The organism is Guggenheimella bovis (assembly GCF_054492335.1).
In genome coordinates, this window is record NZ_JBQWTF010000001.1 from 389,076 (window position 1) to 408,068 (window position 18,993).

Consider the following 18,993-nt stretch of genomic DNA (forward strand, 5'->3'; position numbering starts at 1 on the left):
CATACCTTCTGGCCATCATTTAACCTTCCTTTAACCAACCTAAAGGTGATTTGGGTACATAATATATGAAAAGGAGACAAAATGAAAAAGATATTTTTACTTTGTTTGATGACCTTCCTATTAGTCACTGGATGTACGGAACAGACAAGCGATACAAAACCCGTGCTATCGACACCTGGAGCGAAGATTACGCTATCCATCGTGAGTGGCTCCGAAAACAAGGAACTCGTCCCAATCCTAGAAAAATTTGTAAAAGAAAAAAAGGTCAATATCGACATCAACTACAAAGGTAGCCTCGATATCATGCGCGAACTCAGCGCTACAGATACTCCCTACGATGCCGTATGGCCTGCTTCTTCCATGTGGATTAGCATGGGAGACCAAACACATAACGTAAAACACGTAGAAAGCACCTCCATTAACCCGGTTGTCTTTGGAGTGAAAAAGAGCCTCGCTGAAAAGCTTGGTTTCGTGGGAAAAGACGTTTCCATTAAAGACATTCTAAAAGCCATTGAAGATGGAAAACTTCGCTTCTCCATGACCTCTGCAACCCAGTCGAACTCCGGTGCAAGCGCATACATAGGCTTTCTCTATGGTTTAGCAGGAAGTCCTGAGGTCTTGACCGAAGAACACTTAAATGACCCAGAACTCGCGAAAAACGTCACCGAACTCTTAAGCGGTGTCAACCGTTCGAGTGGTTCGAGTGAATGGCTCAAGGAACTCTTCTTAAAGGGTGGCCTCGATGCCATGGTGAACTACGAAAGCCTTATCATTACGACAAACCAAGAGCTCGAAAAACGCGGTGAAGAACCGCTCTATGTGATCTACCCTTACGACGGTCTATCGATCGCAGATAGTCCACTCGGTTACATCGATAAGGGCGATCAGAAAAAAGAAGAAGCTTTCTTAGAACTTCAAGCCTATCTTCTTTCAAAAGAAACTCAAGATGAGATTCAAAAGACGGGTAGACGCACTGGATTCACTGGCGTGAAACCTGAAAACGACAAGATCTTTCGCGCCGACTGGGGCGTCGATACAAAGCGCATCCTATCGCCTTTAAAGATGCCTACAGCAAAAGTCATCGACGAAGCCTTAAACCTCTATCAAAGTCGTTTTAAAAAGCCTTCTCTTACCATCTACCTCTTAGACTTCTCCGGTAGCATGTACGGCGAAGGTCATGACCAACTCATGAAAGCACTCGAACAGATCTTTATCGAAGCGAATGCAAAGAAAAACTTGCTTCAAGGTCAACCGAAGGATCGAAACCTCGTCTACCTCTTCAGTTCATCCGTCATCGATGAGATGGAGTCCGACGGAGACCCAAAAAACCTCGCCGACCTCTACGAAAAGATTACAACTTATGATACGGGTGGCGGAACAGACATCTATCGCCCCATCGTCCAAGCGTTAGAAAAACTCAAAGGCGAAGATCTCTCCGGATACCAACCAGCGATCATTCTTCTCACCGACGGACAGAGTAACCAGAGTGGAACACTGGAAGATGTGAAGCGTGCATTCGAAGAAACGAAGCTTACGATTCCTGTCTTTTCGATCATGTTTGGTGAAGCAGATAAGACTCAACTTGACGGCTTAGCCGATCTCACAAAGGCTCGCGTCTTTGACGGAAGAACAAACCTCATCGACGCCTTTAGAGCGGTAAAAGGATACAACTAATGGAAACGAGACAAACGGTCCTATCGACCATCGTAGCACTCCTCGTCTTCGTGCTCTTCTTCGCATTGTTGAAGTGGGCATGGTGGATGTGCATCATCCTCGCGGTACTCAGTTACTTCGCCTTCTACTTCCTCGTCACTCCGATTTTAAAGATCGGAAAGATCAATATCGACGACATGGAAGACGGCGTAGAACTTAAAAGACTTATGGATGAAGCAACAAAGGAAAAGGACTTCATGAAGTCCTTCGCCGATAAACAAACGGATCCAGACCTCAAGAGACGCTCTCAAGAGCTCGTCTTTACGACCGAAAGTATTCTTCGATATCTGAATTCGCATCCAGAAAAGATCACGCGCGCTAGAACCTTCTTAGGCTATTACATTAAAACGGGAAGTTCTCTTCTTCAGCGCTTGGGAAGCCTTCAGGAAGTGGGAGTGTCGACTGAGCAAATTGACCAGCTTCATAGCGGTGCGACAAATGCTCTTACGACCTTGAATCAGCTTTATAAAAAGACCTTTAATGGCCTTGTACAAAACGAAATGATCGATATGCAAGCAGACATCGATCTGATTGAAGAGATCATTGGAAATGAGGGGAAATGAAGCCAAAATTTGTCGGATTGATCATCTTAATCGTCATCATTGGACTCGTCCTAGGTTATGAGTTTTTCTTAAAGGACCTAGGAAAGTATGAAGTCGTCACCGGATACTTAGGTGGAGAAAAGATCGGTCTCTTTGAAGATCAGGAGTTTAAGGACCTCTTAAGAAAGAAATATAAGATTCAATTTGACTACAAAAAAGCAGGTTCCTTAGACATGGTTCATGCTGACCACAAGGGTTACAGTTACCTCTTCCCTTCCAGTCAGACGGCACTCGATCTCTACACGAAAGAATATGGAAAGACGCCGAAAAACGAGATCATCTTCAATACGCCGATCGTCCTCTATTCACACAAGATTGTAGCCGATGCCTTCGTGAAAGCAGGACTCGTGACAAAGAACGGCGAAACGTATTACATCGACATGTTTAAGCTCGTAGAAACCATCGAAAAAGGCACGAAGTGGAGTGACATCGGTCTTCCCGAGCTCTACGGAAACGTCAGTGTCTTTACGACCGACCCTACAAAGAGTAACTCTGGAAACATGTTCGCTGGACTCATGGCAAACGTCTTAAACGGCGGTAAGGTCGTCGACCAATCGACCATTCATGAGGTCATTCCAAAACTTCAAAATATCATTAAAAACCTCGGCTACATGGAAAGCTCTTCTGCAGACATCTTCCTACAATTTTTAAAGACAGGTGTCGGAGCCAAGCCCGTTGTCGCAGGTTATGAAAGTCAGCTTCTAGAGTTTGCCATTCAAAACCCTGAAGACTGGAAACAACTAAAGGACGACATCGTCATCTTCTATCCCACACCGACCGTCTGGTCGACACATATCTACATGGCACTCACGCCAGATGGTACGAAGGGAATTACTGCACTGATGGACCAAGGCATTCAAGACCTAGCCTGGAAGAAGCACGGTTTCCGTACGGGTGTCTACTCCGTTACGACCGATGTCAACTTCTTTAACGTCAAAGGTGTAGCACCAAATATCACAAAGATCATTCAAATGCCCGACTCAAAAACCATGGGTCAAATTATCGACGCACTGCGTCCCTAGGAGGAAAACATGTCAGAAATCACCTTAGAAGCACTTCAAAAACAAAAAGCAAATCTGCAGCCCACGAATGTCGATGCAGCTGCTGAAGTAAGAGACCTCACCCGTCAAGCACAAGAACTTACGGCTGAAGAGCGTGCCCGTGTCGACGAAATTAAAAATAATATCGACGTACTCAATAACACCGCACTCGTGAGCTACGGTAGTGGTGCTCAAAAGAACCTTTCAAGCTTCTCCGAGACGATTCTAAATCAAGTCCGTGCCAAGGATTCTGGCTATGTCGGTAACATCATGACCGACCTCATGGTGAAGGTAAAGAGCTTAGATATCGATAACCTCGGTGAAAAGAGCTTTCTCGATAAGATTCCTTTCCTCAATGCCATCAGCGGAAAGATCCAAACCTTTATCGCTAAGTACGACAAGCTCGATGTACAGATCGATAAGATCGAAGCACAACTCGACGTCGCAAGACTTCAAATGCTAAAAGATATCACCATGCTCGATAACCTCTATGCAAAGAACCTCGAGTACTTCAATGACCTTCAGCTCTACATCGTAGCAGGTGAAGAAAAGATTAAAGAGCTCAATGAAGTGACGATTCCAAAGCTTCGTGAGGAAGCAGTTTCCAGTAATGACCCCATGGCAGCACAAGTTGTAAGTGACTTTGAAGACACCGTAAACCGCTTTGAGAAAAAGGTTCATGACTTAAAGCTCTCAAAGACCCTTGCCATTCAAACGGCACCACAAATTAAACTCATTCAAAATAACGACAAGCAACTCGTCGATAAGATTCAAACGGCGATCTTAAATACGATTCCTCTCTGGAAGAGCCAAATCGTCATCGCGCTCGGTCTCTATCGTCAAGAAAGCGCTTTAAAGATGCAAAAGGAGGTAACGGATACGACCAACGAACTCTTAAGGAGAAACTCCGAGGCATTAAAGCAAAATACCATTGAAGTAGCGAAAGAATCTGAGCGTGGCATCGTAGAGATCGAAACGCTAAAAAAGGTCAATGCCGATCTCATCGAAACCATTGAAGAGACGATTAAGATTCACGAAGAAGGTCGTCAAGCTCGCTTAAATGCAGAGAAAGACCTCGTCGTCATCGAAGAAGAGCTCAAAAAGACACTTCTTACAGCACAGAACAAATAACAACAACAAAAAAAGCGATTCCTATCATGGAATCGCTTTTTTACTTTTTAAGGTGTGCTACAAAGGCATCGGTAAATATTTTTATAAATTCGTCCGAGCTTCCCGTCTCAAGTGCCTTATCTACAAAAGGCACGCAGAGCTCGGGTTGTTCGATCGTATCCATCATCATGTGCGATACAACTCTTCTTAATTCCGTAACACCTACGATAGCGCCGTAAGGACCGACAGAAGAGCCGATGACACCTGCTCTCTTCCCTTTCCATTTACTGAGACCATAAGGTCTGCTACCTACCTCTAAAGCGTTTTTAAGGACGCCTGAGAAGCTTCGGTTGTATTCTGGGGTGATAAATAAGAAAGCATCACAGGCTTTTAGCTTATTTCGAAATGCCTGATAGATCTCAGGCGTCTCTCCTTCATCGTATGCTTCGTCATAGAAGGGAAGATCTTTAATCTCTAAAAATTCTACCTCAATATCATCTGGTAAGAATGACTGAACCTTCTCACCTAATCTACGGTTATAGGATCCTTTACGGATGCTTCCTACTACAATTCCTAATTTCATGCTTGCTCCTTTCTTAGCTAGTTCCATATACCCTAGATAATCACTAATTATCATAGAATTGATCACTTTACTTCCTTTTTGCAAAAGATTACAAATGAATTCATATTTCGATCCTTTTTGATAAGACTCGATAAAAGGTTATGAAGGGAATTAGCAACTGTTCCTAAATCCTTGAAAGAATGGGCATTTTTAGCGTTTTAGAGTTGAACTTTTTCCCCTTCCCTTATATGATATGAATGTAAGAATAACAACGAGAAAAGAGGCTTTTATGAAAGAGTCATACTCAAGCATTATCGCCATTAGGCGTCGTGTCTTTGCGGAAATTGCTCGCATCGCATACGATAATATTCCATTAGAACGTCTTATAGACAGTACATATCGCATTATTCCCGATGAATCCTTTGCTCAGGGAACAAATGTATTCCAAGAACGAGCAATCGTTGGTGAAAGACTACGCATGGGTCTTGGATTAAACCAACACCTAAAATCAAACTTCTTAGAGCTCATTGAGCCAGAAGAAATTGAAGCAGTCAAAGAAGTTCGCTACGAGGTTCCACTCGTACAAGTCATTAAATTTGCTTGTGAAGCTTGTCCTACAAAGCAATTTATCGTAACCGACCAATGTAAAAAATGTACGGCTCGTCCTTGTACAGTCGTTTGCCCTGTAGGTGCTGTATCTATGGGTCAAGATCGCTCTCATATCGATCAAGAAAAGTGCATTAAGTGCGGTCGTTGTAAGGAGACCTGCCCCTATAGCGCTATCATTAAGAGCGAACGCGCATGTGCTAGCGTCTGCGGAGTTAATGCCATCAAATCTGATGAAACAGGTCGTGCAGTCATCGACAGCGAAAAGTGCGTATCGTGTGGCCGCTGCATCACACAATGTCCTTTCGGTGCTATTGCCGATAAGAGCCAGATCTATCAACTCGTAAATGCCATTCAAAGTGATGTTCCAGTTGACGCGATGATCGCTCCATCCTTCGTCGGTCAATTTGGCGAACACATTCATCCAATGCAAATTATCGAGGGTCTTTCTCGTCTCGGATTCCGTCACGTCATCGAAGTCGGTCTCGGTGCAGACTTTACGACGCTTCGTGAATCACGTGAATTCGTAGAACGCGTACCTCATGAAATTCCATACATGGGAACGAGCTGCTGCGCATCCTGGTCGATGCTCGTAGAAAAGCACTTCCCAGATGAATACAAGTACATCTCAGACTCTGCATCTCCGATGATCGAGTCTGCTAAATACCATAAAGCCAAAGACCCAAACAGTAAGATCGTCTTCATTGGACCTTGTATCTCAAAGAAGGTCGAAGCACTTCGTGAAAACGTCGCTGGTTTCGTAGACTTCGTCATCACCTATGAAGAACTCATGGGCCTCTTTGCAGCTAAAAACATCAACCTAGAAGAGCTTCCCATCTCTCGTGACATCAACGATGACGCTTCCACGACAGCTCGTGGTTACGGTATCGCAGGTGGTGTCGCTGGTGCCGTTAAGAGCGCTATTCTAGAGATCGATCCTACACGTGAAGTGAAGATCGAAGGAGCTCATACCCTTCAAGAGTGCGTCAAGATGATGCGCATGGCTAAGGCTGGTCAACGTAATGGCTACCTCCTAGAAGGTATGGCTTGCCCTGGTGGATGTATCGGTGGTCCTGGAACGATTTCTTCCTTCAACAGAGTTCGAAAGGAAGTCAACAAGTTCATGAAGGAAAGTAAGTACCCATCCCCCTTCGATAACGTATATATCGATGAAAAGCTAAGAAATAAAGAGCTTCACATTGAGGAAGAAAAATAGGAATCTCATTTGAGATTCCTTTCTTTTTTCTTCTTAACGACCTTCAATCGGAAGAGGTCTTCTCTATCTTTTTCTTCGAGCGCTTCATTGATCCTTTGGACAATTCGTGTATACTTTGGAATTTGTACCTTTTCGATCGAATTGACGCGTTTTTCTGTGCGCTTTATCTCTTGAGCTAAGCGACTCACCGCATTTTCTTCCTCGACAAAGGCAAAGAGCCTTTTTCTTAGCTCGGGAACTCTTTGGACGATCTCATCCATCACCTTCCCCGTTCGATACATACCAAAGCGTAAAGACGCTTCTGTATCCTCTACAAAGAGCCTCTGTAGCGATACGCCCATGACACTCGTAGAGAGCGTTTCGATCTCTTCTACTTTAGGAAACGACTGACTCAGTGACTCGACATTCTCGCTACCATACGTAATGCTTGCAAAGCGTACGTACTGGTAGAACTCTTCTAATTCACTTTGTAATAGTTCTCCATCTCGTTTACTCTTTTCAATGCGCTCTAAAAGCTCTTGAATGAGTACTTTACGCTTTCTATCGAGTAGCGTAAAGGAGCTTTTTGCAAAGGCGAGCATGCGTTTCGCTTTTTGAAGGTTCGTCTTTGTTGGAGCAAACTCATTCATGATTTCCTCGAATGAATTTTTCGATCATTTCTTCTGGTAGACGGTCCATCTCGCTTTCAGGTAATACCTTTAGCATCTTCCAACCGAGGTCGAGGCTTTCTTCTAATGAGCGGTTCTCGGTAGAAAGCTGCTGGATAAATTCTTGTTCAAAAGTATCTGCAAAGTCGAGGTAGCTCTGGTCTACAGGACTCAGATCATCTCGACCCATAACTTGCTCTAGGTTTCGAATATCCTGAACCTTCGCATAGGAGCTAAAGAGCTGGTTTGAAAGCATCTCGTGGTCTGCTCTCGTAAAGCCTTCTCCGATACCGTCCTTCATAAGTCTTGAAAGGCTTGGAAGAACGTCAATGGGTGGATAGATACCACTCTGATGGAGGGAGCGTGAAAGAGCAATTTGGCCTTCTGTGATGTATCCTGTGAGGTCAGGAATCGGGTGCGTAATGTCATCCCCTGGCATCGTAAGGATAGGAAGCATCGTAATCGATCCCTTCTTCCCTCGAATGATACCAGCTCTTTCAAAGATCGAAGCGAGGTCCGAGTAAAGGTATCCTGGATAGCCTTTTCTCGAAGGCACCTCTTCACGAGAAGAGCTCATCTCACGTAGACCTTCGGCGTAACTCGTCATGTCGAGTAGAACGACGAGTACGTTCATTTCTAGATCAAAAGCCAAGTACTCTGCTGCGGTAAGTGCACTTCTTGGAGTCATAACACGCTCAGCAACAGGGTCTTGTGCGTAGTTATAGTAACTTACGAGATGGTCTATCACGCGGTGACTTTTAAAGGTCTCTTCAAAGAAGATGGCATCATCCTGACTGATTCCGATCGCTCCGAAGACGACAGCAAAAGGCTCCGTGTCATTTTTAAGCTTGGCCTGCGTAATAATCTGTGCCGCAATTTCTCTATGCGGTAGTCCGCTTCCAGAAAAGATCGGAAGCTTCTGACCACGAATCAGCGTAATGAGCGTATCGATCGCACTGATTCCCGTTTGAATGAAGTTTCTCGGGTATTCACGACTCATGGGGTTAATGGCACGGCCGTTGATGTCTCTCGCTTCCGTTCCGTAGTAATCTCCACCACCGTCAATGATGCGACCTACGCCATCAAAGCGTCTTCCTAAAATCTCTTTACCTACAGGAAGAAGGAAAGGTTCTCCCGTAAACTCTACGTAGATGTCTTTTCGATCGAGTCCGCTCGTTCCTTCAAAGACTTGGGCGATGATATAGTCTTCCTCGAGACGAATGACCTTGGCCGTTCTCACGCGGTCTTCTTCTCTCAAGTAGACGAGTTCACCGTTTTGGACGCCCTCAATCGATTGTAGGAAAACGAGGGGTCCCTTGGCAGAGCGTATTTCCTTGTATTCGATCATTGGATCCTCCTGTAGCGATAAGCGAGATTGTCAAAGGTATGGTTGATCTTACTCTTAAGCTCATCAAAGGCTTTGAGGTTCTCGTTATCAATCGTATATTTCATCTTTATGAGCTCTTCCTCAAGACCCGTCTCTGTAATGACAGAGATCGGAGCTTGCATTGCAATGACTTCCTTTGCACGCTGTAAGAAGAGTGCCATCGTCTCTAGCATTAAGAACTGCTTCTTAAGCGGTACGTAGGAATCGATCGGATGGAAGGCATTTTGTTGTAAAAATCCTGTACGGATAATGCGGGCGACGAGAAGTGTGAGACGCTGTGAATCAGGAAGAACGTCTTCACCTACGAGTTGAACGATATCCTTTAGCTTATTTTCTTCAAAAAGGACACCGAGCATAAGCTGTCTTAAATCGTCCATATCGGGGCTAACGTTTTCCTCGAACCACTTTTGAAGCGTGACGACGTACTTCGAATAGCTCGTCATCCAGTCGATCGAAGGATAGTGTCTCGCATAAGCGAGCTTCTTATCGAGGGCGAGGAAGGCTTGAATGTAGCGCTTCGTATTCTCGGTAACAGGCTCTGTAAAGTCACCACCAGCAGGGCTAACAGCTCCGATAATCGTAACGGAACCTAAACCACCACTCATGGTTTCACCGTAGCCTGCACGCTCGTAGAACTCCGCAAGACGCGATGCTAGATAAGCTGGATAACCTTCTTCTGCAGGAATCTCTTCCAAGCGGCCAGAAAGCTCACGTAAAGCTTCTGCCCAACGCGACGTGCTATCGGCCATGAGAGCGACGTCGTAGCCCATGTCGCGGTAATACTCAGCAATGGTAATACCCGTGTAAATGGACGCTTCTCTCGCTGCTACTGGCATGTTTGAGGTGTTTGCGATTAGAATCGTACGTTCAATGAGCTTCTTTCCACTTCTCGGGTCTTCTAGCTTTTGGAACTCCTCGAGAACGTCGGTCATTTCATTACCGCGCTCACCGCAGCCGATGTAGACGATGATGTCGGCATCAGACCACTTTGCCATTTGGTGCTGCGTAATGGTCTTACCTGTTCCGAATCCGCCAGGAATCGCTGTACTTGCGCCCTTTGCAATGGGAAAGAAGGTGTCGATGACACGCTGCCCTGTGACGAGCGGAACGATCGGTCCCTTTCTCACTTTTAGTGGTCTCGGCTTACGAACGGGCCAGTGGGTTTCAACCGTCACACGCTTCTCTCCCTCTTCTGTGGAGACCTTGAGTGCAACGTCCTCCGTCGTTAGGGGTTCATCCTCAGTCCAAGTGACGACGCCACTTACTCCTTCTGGAATGAGCAGACGGTGCTCGATGAGCGATGTCTCTTGAACGGTAGCGTAGATCATACCCGGTTCAACCTTATCGCCGACCTTCACCTTATAGTCTAAGTTCCACTTCTTATTCTTATCGATCGATACGAGTCCGATACCGCTTTCGATAAAGGAGCCGTACTGTTTTTCAATGACGTCGAGCGGACGTAGAATACCGTCATAGATGTGACCTAAGATACCAGGACCTAAGGTCGCATGGAGAGGCTCTCCCGTGCTTTCTACTTTTTCTCCTAAACGAAGACCTTCTGTCTCTTCATAAACTTGAAGAACAGCGCCTTCCCCATCGATCTCAATGATCTCACCGATGAGCTTTTTCTCTCCTACGAGAACCATCTCGCGGAGCTTAAAGCCCTCTGTATTCTTACACTTGACGACAGGCCCGTTGATCGATGTAATTATTCCTTGCATGTCGCCTCCTCGAGCATACGCTCTAATTCCATGGCAAGTCGGGGTCGTTTCTTCTCAAGAATGCGATCGAGTCGGAAGTCATAGCGCGTCTTCTCTTTTTCGTTAAAGAGAACGACACCGTCTTCTTCAATCACTTCATAAGGAATTCCTAGTGCTTCAAAGGCATCCTTTTGATAGATCGATCCTCTGGCCTCTGTCATGCTCTTAAGGTCATATTTCTTTTGAATGGCTTCAAAAAAGGAAGGACTTCTTAAAAAGCTTTCTAGCTCTTTACGAAGCTCCGAATAGAGCTCGTTTAAGAAAGTGTTCTTTAGCTGCAAAACGCTCAGATGTTGTTGTTCTTCAATCGATGCGATCTTTTCATCGTATTCGTTTTGAACCCTCACCTGTAAGCGTTCACGACGCCTTCTGAACTCTTCTCGAGAACTCTCCTTGACGCGATCAAAGCGATTCGTTAAGTCGTTTTCGAGCTCTTCTTTCTTTTTATTAAATTCAACCTGGATGAGCTCTTCCGTCACCTTTTTAAAGACCCTTAACTTATCCTCTGTTGTAATCATCTATACCTTCATTCCTAAACCAGCCTGAATCGACTCACGGACCATCTTTAGATAGTCTCCCCCCTCTTCTGGGAGGACATAGATGATCGTCTTTCGCTGGGCTTTTAATGCTTGGATTTCTTCTTCATGGCCCTTTGTCAAAGAGTCTCCTAGAAAGAGTACGCTGTACTTGTCACTTTCTAGAAGCTCCATCAAACGTTCAAAGGCATCTTTTTCGACCCGTTCGCCTTCAATGCCCAGAAGCCGAAAACTCGTAACCAGGTCACGCTTTCTACTGAGCAAATAGGCTTTCATTAGATTCTTCCTAAGATCATGATCGAAACGAGTAGACCGAAAATACTGATACCTTCTGCAAGACCAACGAAGATGAGTGTCTTACCGAGGTTCTTTGGATCTTCACTGATCGCACCGATAGCAGAGCTACCTACGCTACTTACGGCAATACCTGTACCGACGGTTGCAAGACCTGTACTTAAAGCAGCAGCTATAAGACCAAGGCCGTTTACGCTTTGTGCTCCGCCTTCAGCGAAGGAGACGTTAGAAAAGAGTACACCAGCAAAAGCAAAGAGTAGAACAGCACTTAGTGCGTAGTTTGCCGTAAGTGCATATTTCATCCAAGGACGTTCGAAAGTGTCGCGTTTCATAAAGTGAATGCCAGTTGTGATCGTTCCGATCACTAAAAGTGTTGCTAAAATTACAAAAGTCATTTTTCCTCCAAATCAAATCGTTTAAATAGGCGTCCTTCGCCCACAAAATATTTACTAAAAAGCTCATAGAATAAGAGCCTTAAGCACTGAATAAATACGACCATACCTTCCATGACGATGACGACAATGTTTCCAATAATGCTCATGATAACGGTTCCCGTAGGTCCACCGATCATATCGGCCATCGTTCGAAAAGCTAAGAAGAGTCCCACGTGGCTTAAAGCAAAGGCTCCTACACGCACAAAGCTAAGTGAATTACTGACAATACTCATGATGGTTTCAATGAGTTCAAAGAACTGCTCGGTGATGAATTCTCCCACCGACTGGTGAAGAATCTTCTTCTCTCCTCTGATCTTATTCCAAAGTGGCTCTTTTAAGATGAGAAAGAGAATACATACGAGCATCATCGTCGTTGAAATCCAAGATGGAACTTTTAAAAGGTTTGCAGCCCCCGCAGCCTTCAAAAGAATAGCGACGAAGAGGAAGAAACCTGCAATACCCGTCTTACCAAAGTAGAGTTCACCGCGGTCTCCCATCCTGTACTTATTTGCAAAGCCATAGAAGTAGCTCACAGTCAGTAAGAATAAACCGACTAATACACTCGCAGAGAGTACGAGGTTCGTTTCTTCAAAGGGATGGATGAAGATCGGTTTTTTTACGATCCCACTGATCACACCCTCGAAACCAAAGAAGGAGTCATAGAAGAAACCGAAGACCATACTCGATGCACCGAGTCTCTTTGCAAGGCCTCCTGCATCCTTAAGCTTTCCTTTTAAAAAGAATCCAACGATCACGAAAAGCAGTCCTTGACCAAGGTCACCGAACATGGCTCCAAAGAGGAGCATGTAGCAGATCGCAAAGAGCTTTGTAGGATCGAGCTCATGGTAGTTCGGTACGCCGTATAAGAGAACTAGCTTTTCGAACGGTTTAAAAAAAAAGTTATTCTTTAAAGAGGTCGGTAGTTCATCGATTTCGCCTGCTTCTAAGGTTCCAAGGCTTCCGATCGTAGGCTCAGTAATCTCTTTTAAGCGATTACTGATCGCCTTCACGTCGACTTTAGGAACCCACATACTTAAGTATGCTAGTTCATCACCTTCACTGATAAAGTGGAGGGAGTTTTGAAGCTGTCTTTCAAAAGCTGCCTTCGTATAGAGCGCATCGATATCCCGCTTATTCGCATGGATGAGGTCGCCCTTTTCCATCTCTAAGACTTCAATTTGACGCTTAATGGATTCGATGCGAGGCTTGATCTCATCGATCGAAATGTCCCAAAGTGATGACTCAAAGGGAAGCTCTTCAAATTGAGTTGAAAGAAGAATACGCTTCGTCTCGACTTCCATGCTCTTCGGATAGCTAAAGATACAGAGTCTCTTCTGTCCAATCGAACCCACTCGTAAAAAGATAGGAGAAATATTCTCGGCATTCACCTTGAGTCTCTGATAGCTCGCATTGTCGAGGAGTCCGATTTTAACTTCCATGTATTCCATGTTGAAGAGATCTTTTAAAGGAAGTTGAATCCCTGCTTCACTTAAGACCTCATAGGAAGCAAGCGCTTCAAGTTCCTTCCTCTTCTCTTCTAGATTACTATTTACTTGTTTTACTGATTGAAGGAGCGCAAGAATTCGCTCTTCATCAAAGGGGGCTTTACGATCAATTTGAGGTTGTTCCTTCGTTCCAGAGAGGAGCGTCGAAAGGTACTCGTCGTAAAGCACTTCCTTCGTTTCGAGTTCCAAAGGCGTTACATCGTTAAGTTCATGAAGAGCTTTGGCATTCTCTAACGACGTAGAGATTAAAAAACTCGTCTCAGCAATCGTCTTCTCCGAATCGATGATCTCAACTCGGAATGAATGGATTAGCTCCTCTAGAACTCGACGAACATCTCGCTTTGGAAACACGACATTCATCATTTTCATTCGTTCTATTGCCATAGTTTACTCATTTCTTCTAAATCCAGCTGATACATCTCTGCTTCTACAAAGCGTAAGAGCTTCTTTGTATGGTATTCGAGCTCGTGAAAGTACTTCACGAGTGTCGCTATACTCATCGGGTATTTCGTTTCCATCTTCCCAAAGTAATCGAGAAGGGCTTCCTCTAAGGTCTCTTCAAAGTAGAGTGAAGAGGATTCGAAGTAGCATTTATAAGGACTCGCTTCGATCGTTCTTCTCACTTCGTTAAGGTTAGAGTAGGAAAGCTCCTTTAAACGCTCTAAGCTAAAGCGCTTTCCAGCTTCAAGGGTGTAGCTAAAGATCATCTCAGGCTTTACATCGTACGATTCCTTGGCTCTTAAAATCCATCTCAGATTAAAGAGATCGAGTTCATACCCTAGGGATTCTTGAATGATCTTCTGATCGACTGGTTCTAAGCCCTTTGAAGCATCGTAGATGCGCTTAAAGTAGTAGCGATCGATGAGCATCTCCGTATGAAAGGAACTCTCCTTATCGAGATCGATCGAAGAGCTTAGTATTCGCTTTTCTACAGGGTCAGTTACAAGCTCTACGAGCCCCTTTAAGTCCTTTACAACTTGTCCCTTATAGTGGACCTCTTTTTCGAACAAAAGAGCTCTCACCATTCTTTTTAACTCTTCATAATCCTCACTGCTTCGAAGGAGGTCGAATAGTTTTCGGTAAGCACCGCCGTAGTAAAAACGAAGCTCGCTGATCTCCTCTTCCATCTTCTGTCGAATCGCTAGTCCGAGAGCTTGAGGATCTGGTTTCGAACCAAAGCGCTCATACAGCGATGTAAGAGAATTCCTAGAACGATTTAACGCTTCAAATCCAAAGGACTTGAAGCGTTCCTGTCGTTTTGCTCGTATTTTACTTACGGGTGCGGCATGGATTCCTAAAAGGCTCAAAAATCGCCTCCCTGAATTTCAGCTACTACAGATTGAATGATGTCACGTCTGCCCTTATCAAAACAGATTTTAAGGGATGACAATCGCTCCTTTAGGACCGATTCTAGACGCTCTACTTCATTGTTTTGTTTCGCCAAGCTCTTTTCCTCAAGCTCTTTGAGTTCGTCTTCCAATTGTTGAAATTGGGCACGACGGAAGGCAGGAACTTGTCCTTCCTCACGTTCTCTTAAATTCGTGAGATCTTCTTCCGTCGTTTCATGAATTTTTTTCATACTCTCATCAAGCGCTAAAACTTGTTCAAGAGTATGTAATAGTGTGTTTTTTTCCAAATGCTCCTCCTTACGAGGCTTGCTCTATTAGTTCCCGAAGGTCTTCCATGGAAAGCGTCGTCGGTAAATTTTCTTCGAGCGTTACATCAAAAGCGTCTTCAATGGATAGTGCAATGCTTTCCATGTCAATGTCATCTACGCCGTATTCTTCGAGAGCAAGGGTTTCATCCACTTCCTCGTCAAAGAGTAGGATTCCCTGTACGATCTCTTGTAATAGATCTTGTTTACTCAAGATTCGCCTCCTCTAGAAATGCCTTTACATCATCGATTAAGCCACTCTTTGCATAGCGTTCCATGTAGATAATTCCATTTTTTATAGCCTTGCTATTAGAAGATCCGTGCGCTTTTACAAGGGCTCCGTTCACGCCTAATAGTGGGGCTCCGCCATACTCTGTATAATCCATTCTCTTTTTAAAACTCTTGAGCTTTCCTAAATAGATGGGACTAAAGAGTTTCGTCAAAAGATTCGATAAAAAGAGCTCCTTTAAAAGCTTATTAAAGCTTGAAGCATAGCCTTCGGTTAACTTAATGATCACATTTCCTGTAAATCCATCGCAAATGATGATATCGGCCTTGCCCTCAGGAATATCTCTTCCCTCGATGCTTCCGATGAAGTTTAGATGCTTATTCTCTTCTAAGAGTAAAAAGGCATTCTTTGTAAGGTCATTGCCTTTTCCTCTCTCACTTCCGATGTTTACAAGGCCTACTCTAGGATTTTCAAATCCTAGGACCTTCTTAGCATAGAGCGAAGCCATGAGAGCAAAGTCTCTTAAATTTTCTGGCTTGCAATCGGCATTGGCTCCTGCATCGGCGATCATTCCTATATGCCCTTCCATCGGGTAGATCGGTGCGATACAAGGTCTATCAATGCCCTTTAAACGACCAACTAAAAGGAGACCTCCTGCTAGGAGCGCCCCCGTGTTTCCTGCACTTAAAAAGCCGTCTATTTTCTTTGTTTTGAGATCATTTAACCCTCGAACCATCGAAGAGTCGCGTTTCTCGCGAATCGCTTGAACGGGAGAATCTTCTCCCTCAATGACCTCTTTACAGTCTACAATCTCTACCTCTTTACCATTTAAGCGCTCTCTTAAGACGTTTTCGTCGCCGTAGAGAACGATGTCACTCTGTACGTGTGGTAGAGCTTCTAAGACCCCCTTTACAATTTCGAGTGGAAAGTCACCACTCATTGCATCAACTCCAAGTCTCATTAAAAGCCACCCAAGAACGATCCAAAGATCGATGTAGTGATGCTGCTCATAACGAAGTTGGAGAATAGTGAAACAAGGAAGAAGATGAGTAGTAGGGCAATCCAGTTTAGATCACTCGATGCTTCATTGTGAAGTAGCATAAAGATAGCTGCCATCACAGGAGCAAGTGTAATGAATAAACTGATACTCATCAGGTCGTAAATACTGATTCCAAAGATCGAAAGGATCATCATCACAAAGCATACGATGAGCGGAATGATCATCGCTGGTGCAAAGAGCTGGAAGGCTTCTAGAAGGCTCTCGTTCGTCTTAAGAAGCAATTTCTTGATGCCATAAGCCAAGAAGAATAGGATGGCGATCATGAGCACTTCTAAGAAGAACATCTTTAAAAAGAACGTGAAGCCAATTTTCATCGTTAGACTTAAGCTCAAAGCATAGAAGAGCGACATAAATAGGATATGAAAGATAGCAAATAGTACATTGTTTTCTCTTCTGTCAGCTTTCCAGTAATCTTTAAGCTCAAGGAAGTAAGCGATAATTCCTGCGCCGATGTTACCCAAGATCTCCTTCGCCTTTTCGTTGTTCGGATTAGGAGTTGGGCTCTGTGGTGTTGGATTTTCAATATTATTTTCCATACGTCCTCCTTTACACCTCTATTATACACTCTCTAAAGGAAAAGTTTGAAACTTAACAAAAAAATCACCGCGGGTGCGGTGATTCTTGGTCTTATTCTACGGAAATGACTTCTTTTCCTTTGTAGAATCCACAGCTCGGGCAGACTCTGTGCGAAACAGTTTTCGCATGGCAGTTCGGACACTCAATCAGATTAGGAGCTTCAATCTTAATATTAGCCGCTCTGCGTTTATCACGACGGGCTTTGGATGTTTTTCTCTTTGGTACAATTGACACGGTTTCACCTCCTATTCGTTGAGCAATTGTTCGAGCGCACTCAAGCGCGGATCTGTTTTCTTCTCTTTACAGTGACACGCTTCATGATTGAGATCAGCTCCGCAATCAGGGCACAAACCCTTGCAGTCGTCACTACAAAGAACTTGAGAAGGATTTGAAACGACTAGCTCTTCTTGAGCAAAAGCTTCGAGATCAAAGGTTTCAATATCGTCTATCTCTTCATAACTAGGGATAAAATAACGATATGTTGTCTCTACCAAACAGCGGTCACAAGCTAGCGTCTCTTCGGCCGTCAGAGTGGTACTCATCATGAGTCTTCCACCTTCATTGGTCACAAGACCTTTAACCGATACGTCTAACGTGTTACCCGATGCGCTGGGAAGCTTATAGAGCTCGTCAATTTCGATCTCTTCCCGATTACCAGCTAGTAGTTCCTTTAGCAGTTGTTTCATAAATTCCTCAATGTAACAGTAAAAGTATAAGGTGTCAGCCGTTCTTTGTCAACTATTTTAATAGGGAAACCGTATCCATAGCGATGGCGAGTTCTTCGTTTGTAGGAATGAGAAGAACCTTGACCTTTGAGTCATCAGTTGAGATGAGCGTCTCTTCTCCACGCTTTTTGTTGCGCTCTGGATCGAGCGTTACGCCCATGTAGCCTAATGTCTTACAGATTTCCATACGGTCGATGGCACTGTTTTCTCCAAGACCACCAGTAAAGACGATGGCATCTGGTCCATCCATGATGGCAGCATAGCTACCGATGTATTTTGTAACCGTACGACGATAGACTTTGAGTGCGTCTTGTGCACGTACGTTTCCGTTGGCTGCAGCTTCTTCGACGTCACGGAAGTCACTTGACACACCACTCAGACCGAGAATACCCGATTCTTTGTTCATCATGTGATCCATCTCGTCAAAGCTTAAGCCTTCCTTCTCCATAATAAAAAGGATGACAGCTGGGTCTAAGTCACCACATCTAGTTCCCATGACGAGACCTTCTAGTGGTGTAAGTCCCATGGAGGTATCGATGCTCTTACCGTGTTCAATGGCTGTAACGGAAGCACCATTACCGAGGTGGCATGTGATGAGTTTGAGGTCTTTTAGGTCTTTACCTAAGAAGCTTGCTGCATGTTCAGCTACAAACTTGTGGCTCGTACCGTGGAAGCCATAGCGACGAACGCCGTGCTTCGTGTACATTTCAAGTGGAAGTGCATAGAGGAAAGCTTCCTTTGGCATCGTTTGGTGGAACGCTGTATCAAAGACAGCGACGTTTTGTACCTTTGGAAGAAGCTTTTGAATCGCGCGAATACCCAAGATGTTTGCTGGGTTATGAAGAGGTGCAAGCGGCGTGCACTCTTCGAGACTCTTCATGACGTCTTCGTCTACGACGACGCTACGAGCATATTTTTCTGCTCCGTGAACGACGCGGTGACCGACGGCATCGATCTCTTCAAGGCTTTGAATGATGTTGTATTTTGGATTTACGAGTTCATTAAGTACGATGTTAAGTGCGACACTGTGGTCTGGCATCTCCGTCTTTGTGATGTGCTTTTCCTTATCAGGTGTCTTAAGCGTACATACGCTACCATCGATACCGATGCGTTCTACAAGACCTGAAGCCATGAGTTCTTTCGTATCCATATTTAAAAGTTGAAACTTTAACGAAGAACTACCACAGTTGATTACTAAAACTTTCATTTTATTCCTCACTTTCTGTCAATCTATTATAGACACGAGTAAAGGAACGATTCAAGCTTATAGGCGTTAAAAAGAAGTGGAAAAAAAGTCATGGTCTTTGTTATACTATTAGTAAAAGAAAAGGGGTCAT

At 44.4% G+C, this 18,993-nt stretch carries 21 protein-coding genes; 5 read left to right on the plus strand and 16 right to left on the minus strand.

What is annotated here, in order from left to right; translation table 11 throughout:
* Nucleotides 1-81 precede the first annotated feature (81 nt).
* Genes ACUB3H_RS02040 through ACUB3H_RS02055 form a run of 4 tightly spaced genes read left to right on the plus strand, consistent with a single transcriptional unit; the run spans nucleotide 82 to nucleotide 4,486 of the window.
* A complete protein-coding gene (locus ACUB3H_RS02040) occupies nucleotides 82-1,674 on the plus strand; it encodes a substrate-binding domain-containing protein (protein ID WP_459128986.1) in 1,593 nt (530 codons plus the stop codon).
* Nucleotides 1,674-2,276, plus strand: a complete 603-nt coding sequence (locus tag ACUB3H_RS02045; RefSeq protein ID WP_459128987.1) for a 5-bromo-4-chloroindolyl phosphate hydrolysis family protein — start codon at nucleotides 1,674-1,676, stop codon at nucleotides 2,274-2,276. The genes ACUB3H_RS02040 and ACUB3H_RS02045 overlap by 1 nt, the downstream gene beginning before the upstream one ends.
* Complete coding sequence (locus ACUB3H_RS02050; protein WP_459128988.1) at nucleotides 2,273-3,337, plus strand: hypothetical protein; 1,065 nt, start codon at nucleotides 2,273-2,275, stop codon at nucleotides 3,335-3,337. Before ACUB3H_RS02045 ends, ACUB3H_RS02050 begins: the two co-directional genes overlap by 4 nt.
* Nucleotides 3,338-3,346: 9 nt before the next feature.
* Nucleotides 3,347-4,486 (plus strand): toxic anion resistance protein, encoded by a 1,140-nt coding sequence (locus tag ACUB3H_RS02055; protein ID WP_459128989.1) that lies wholly within the window; start codon nucleotides 3,347-3,349, stop codon nucleotides 4,484-4,486.
* 40 nt (nucleotides 4,487-4,526) lie between these two features.
* Here the strand turns inward: ACUB3H_RS02055 and ACUB3H_RS02060 are convergent, their stop codons facing one another.
* Complete coding sequence (locus tag ACUB3H_RS02060; RefSeq protein WP_459128990.1) at nucleotides 4,527-5,048, minus strand: NADPH-dependent FMN reductase; 522 nt, start codon at nucleotides 5,046-5,048, stop codon at nucleotides 4,527-4,529.
* 268 nt (nucleotides 5,049-5,316) lie between these two features.
* Between ACUB3H_RS02060 and ACUB3H_RS02065 the strand changes: the two genes are divergently transcribed.
* On the plus strand, nucleotides 5,317-6,849 hold the full coding sequence (locus ACUB3H_RS02065; RefSeq protein WP_459128991.1) for a 4Fe-4S dicluster domain-containing protein: 1,533 nt from the start codon (nucleotides 5,317-5,319) through the stop codon (nucleotides 6,847-6,849).
* 5 nt (nucleotides 6,850-6,854) lie between these two features.
* Here ACUB3H_RS02065 and ACUB3H_RS02070 read toward each other — a convergent pair whose 3' ends face one another.
* From ACUB3H_RS02070 to ACUB3H_RS02140, 15 genes are all read right to left on the minus strand, one after another.
* A complete protein-coding gene (locus ACUB3H_RS02070; protein ID WP_459128992.1) occupies nucleotides 6,855-7,478 on the minus strand; it encodes a V-type ATP synthase subunit D in 624 nt (207 codons plus the stop codon).
* A complete protein-coding gene (locus tag ACUB3H_RS02075) occupies nucleotides 7,471-8,844 on the minus strand; it encodes a V-type ATP synthase subunit B (RefSeq protein ID WP_459128993.1) in 1,374 nt (457 codons plus the stop codon). The genes ACUB3H_RS02070 and ACUB3H_RS02075 overlap by 8 nt, the downstream gene beginning before the upstream one ends.
* Complete coding sequence (locus ACUB3H_RS02080; RefSeq protein ID WP_459128994.1) at nucleotides 8,841-10,604, minus strand: V-type ATP synthase subunit A; 1,764 nt, start codon at nucleotides 10,602-10,604, stop codon at nucleotides 8,841-8,843. Before ACUB3H_RS02080 ends, ACUB3H_RS02075 begins: the two co-directional genes overlap by 4 nt.
* On the minus strand, nucleotides 10,592-11,161 hold the full coding sequence (locus ACUB3H_RS02085) for a hypothetical protein (RefSeq protein ID WP_459128995.1): 570 nt from the start codon (nucleotides 11,159-11,161) through the stop codon (nucleotides 10,592-10,594). Before ACUB3H_RS02085 ends, ACUB3H_RS02080 begins: the two co-directional genes overlap by 13 nt.
* On the minus strand, nucleotides 11,162-11,455 hold the full coding sequence (locus ACUB3H_RS02090; protein ID WP_459128996.1) for a V-type ATP synthase subunit F: 294 nt from the start codon (nucleotides 11,453-11,455) through the stop codon (nucleotides 11,162-11,164).
* A complete protein-coding gene (locus ACUB3H_RS02095; RefSeq protein WP_459128997.1) occupies nucleotides 11,455-11,868 on the minus strand; it encodes an ATP synthase subunit C in 414 nt (137 codons plus the stop codon). Before ACUB3H_RS02095 ends, ACUB3H_RS02090 begins: the two co-directional genes overlap by 1 nt.
* Nucleotides 11,865-13,796 carry a V-type ATP synthase subunit I gene (locus ACUB3H_RS02100; protein ID WP_459128998.1) on the minus strand — a complete coding sequence of 644 codons (1,932 nt, stop codon included), beginning with the start codon at nucleotides 13,794-13,796 and terminating at the stop codon, nucleotides 11,865-11,867. The genes ACUB3H_RS02095 and ACUB3H_RS02100 overlap by 4 nt, the downstream gene beginning before the upstream one ends.
* Nucleotides 13,787-14,719, minus strand: a complete 933-nt coding sequence (locus ACUB3H_RS02105) for a V-type ATPase subunit (RefSeq protein WP_459128999.1) — start codon at nucleotides 14,717-14,719, stop codon at nucleotides 13,787-13,789. Before ACUB3H_RS02105 ends, ACUB3H_RS02100 begins: the two co-directional genes overlap by 10 nt.
* The gene (locus ACUB3H_RS02110) at nucleotides 14,716-15,048 is read right to left on the minus strand and encodes a hypothetical protein (RefSeq protein ID WP_459129000.1); all 333 of its coding nucleotides are present in this window, start codon (nucleotides 15,046-15,048) and stop codon (nucleotides 14,716-14,718) included. Before ACUB3H_RS02110 ends, ACUB3H_RS02105 begins: the two co-directional genes overlap by 4 nt.
* A gap of 10 nt (nucleotides 15,049-15,058) precedes the next feature.
* Nucleotides 15,059-15,280 carry a hypothetical protein gene (locus tag ACUB3H_RS02115; protein WP_459129001.1) on the minus strand — a complete coding sequence of 74 codons (222 nt, stop codon included), beginning with the start codon at nucleotides 15,278-15,280 and terminating at the stop codon, nucleotides 15,059-15,061.
* Nucleotides 15,273-16,256, minus strand: coding sequence for a phosphate acyltransferase PlsX (gene plsX / locus ACUB3H_RS02120; RefSeq protein ID WP_459129002.1), 984 nt, complete (start codon nucleotides 16,254-16,256; stop codon nucleotides 15,273-15,275). Before plsX ends, ACUB3H_RS02115 begins: the two co-directional genes overlap by 8 nt.
* Complete coding sequence (locus ACUB3H_RS02125) at nucleotides 16,256-16,891, minus strand: hypothetical protein (protein WP_459129003.1); 636 nt, start codon at nucleotides 16,889-16,891, stop codon at nucleotides 16,256-16,258. Before ACUB3H_RS02125 ends, plsX begins: the two co-directional genes overlap by 1 nt.
* A gap of 91 nt (nucleotides 16,892-16,982) precedes the next feature.
* Nucleotides 16,983-17,159, minus strand: coding sequence for a 50S ribosomal protein L32 (gene rpmF / locus ACUB3H_RS02130; protein ID WP_459129840.1), 177 nt, complete (start codon nucleotides 17,157-17,159; stop codon nucleotides 16,983-16,985).
* A gap of 17 nt (nucleotides 17,160-17,176) precedes the next feature.
* Nucleotides 17,177-17,617 (minus strand): YceD family protein, encoded by a 441-nt coding sequence (locus tag ACUB3H_RS02135; RefSeq protein WP_459129004.1) that lies wholly within the window; start codon nucleotides 17,615-17,617, stop codon nucleotides 17,177-17,179.
* A 52-nt stretch (nucleotides 17,618-17,669) separates the two neighbouring features.
* A complete protein-coding gene (locus ACUB3H_RS02140) occupies nucleotides 17,670-18,863 on the minus strand; it encodes an acetate/propionate family kinase (protein ID WP_459129005.1) in 1,194 nt (397 codons plus the stop codon).
* Nucleotides 18,864-18,993 lie beyond the last annotated feature (130 nt).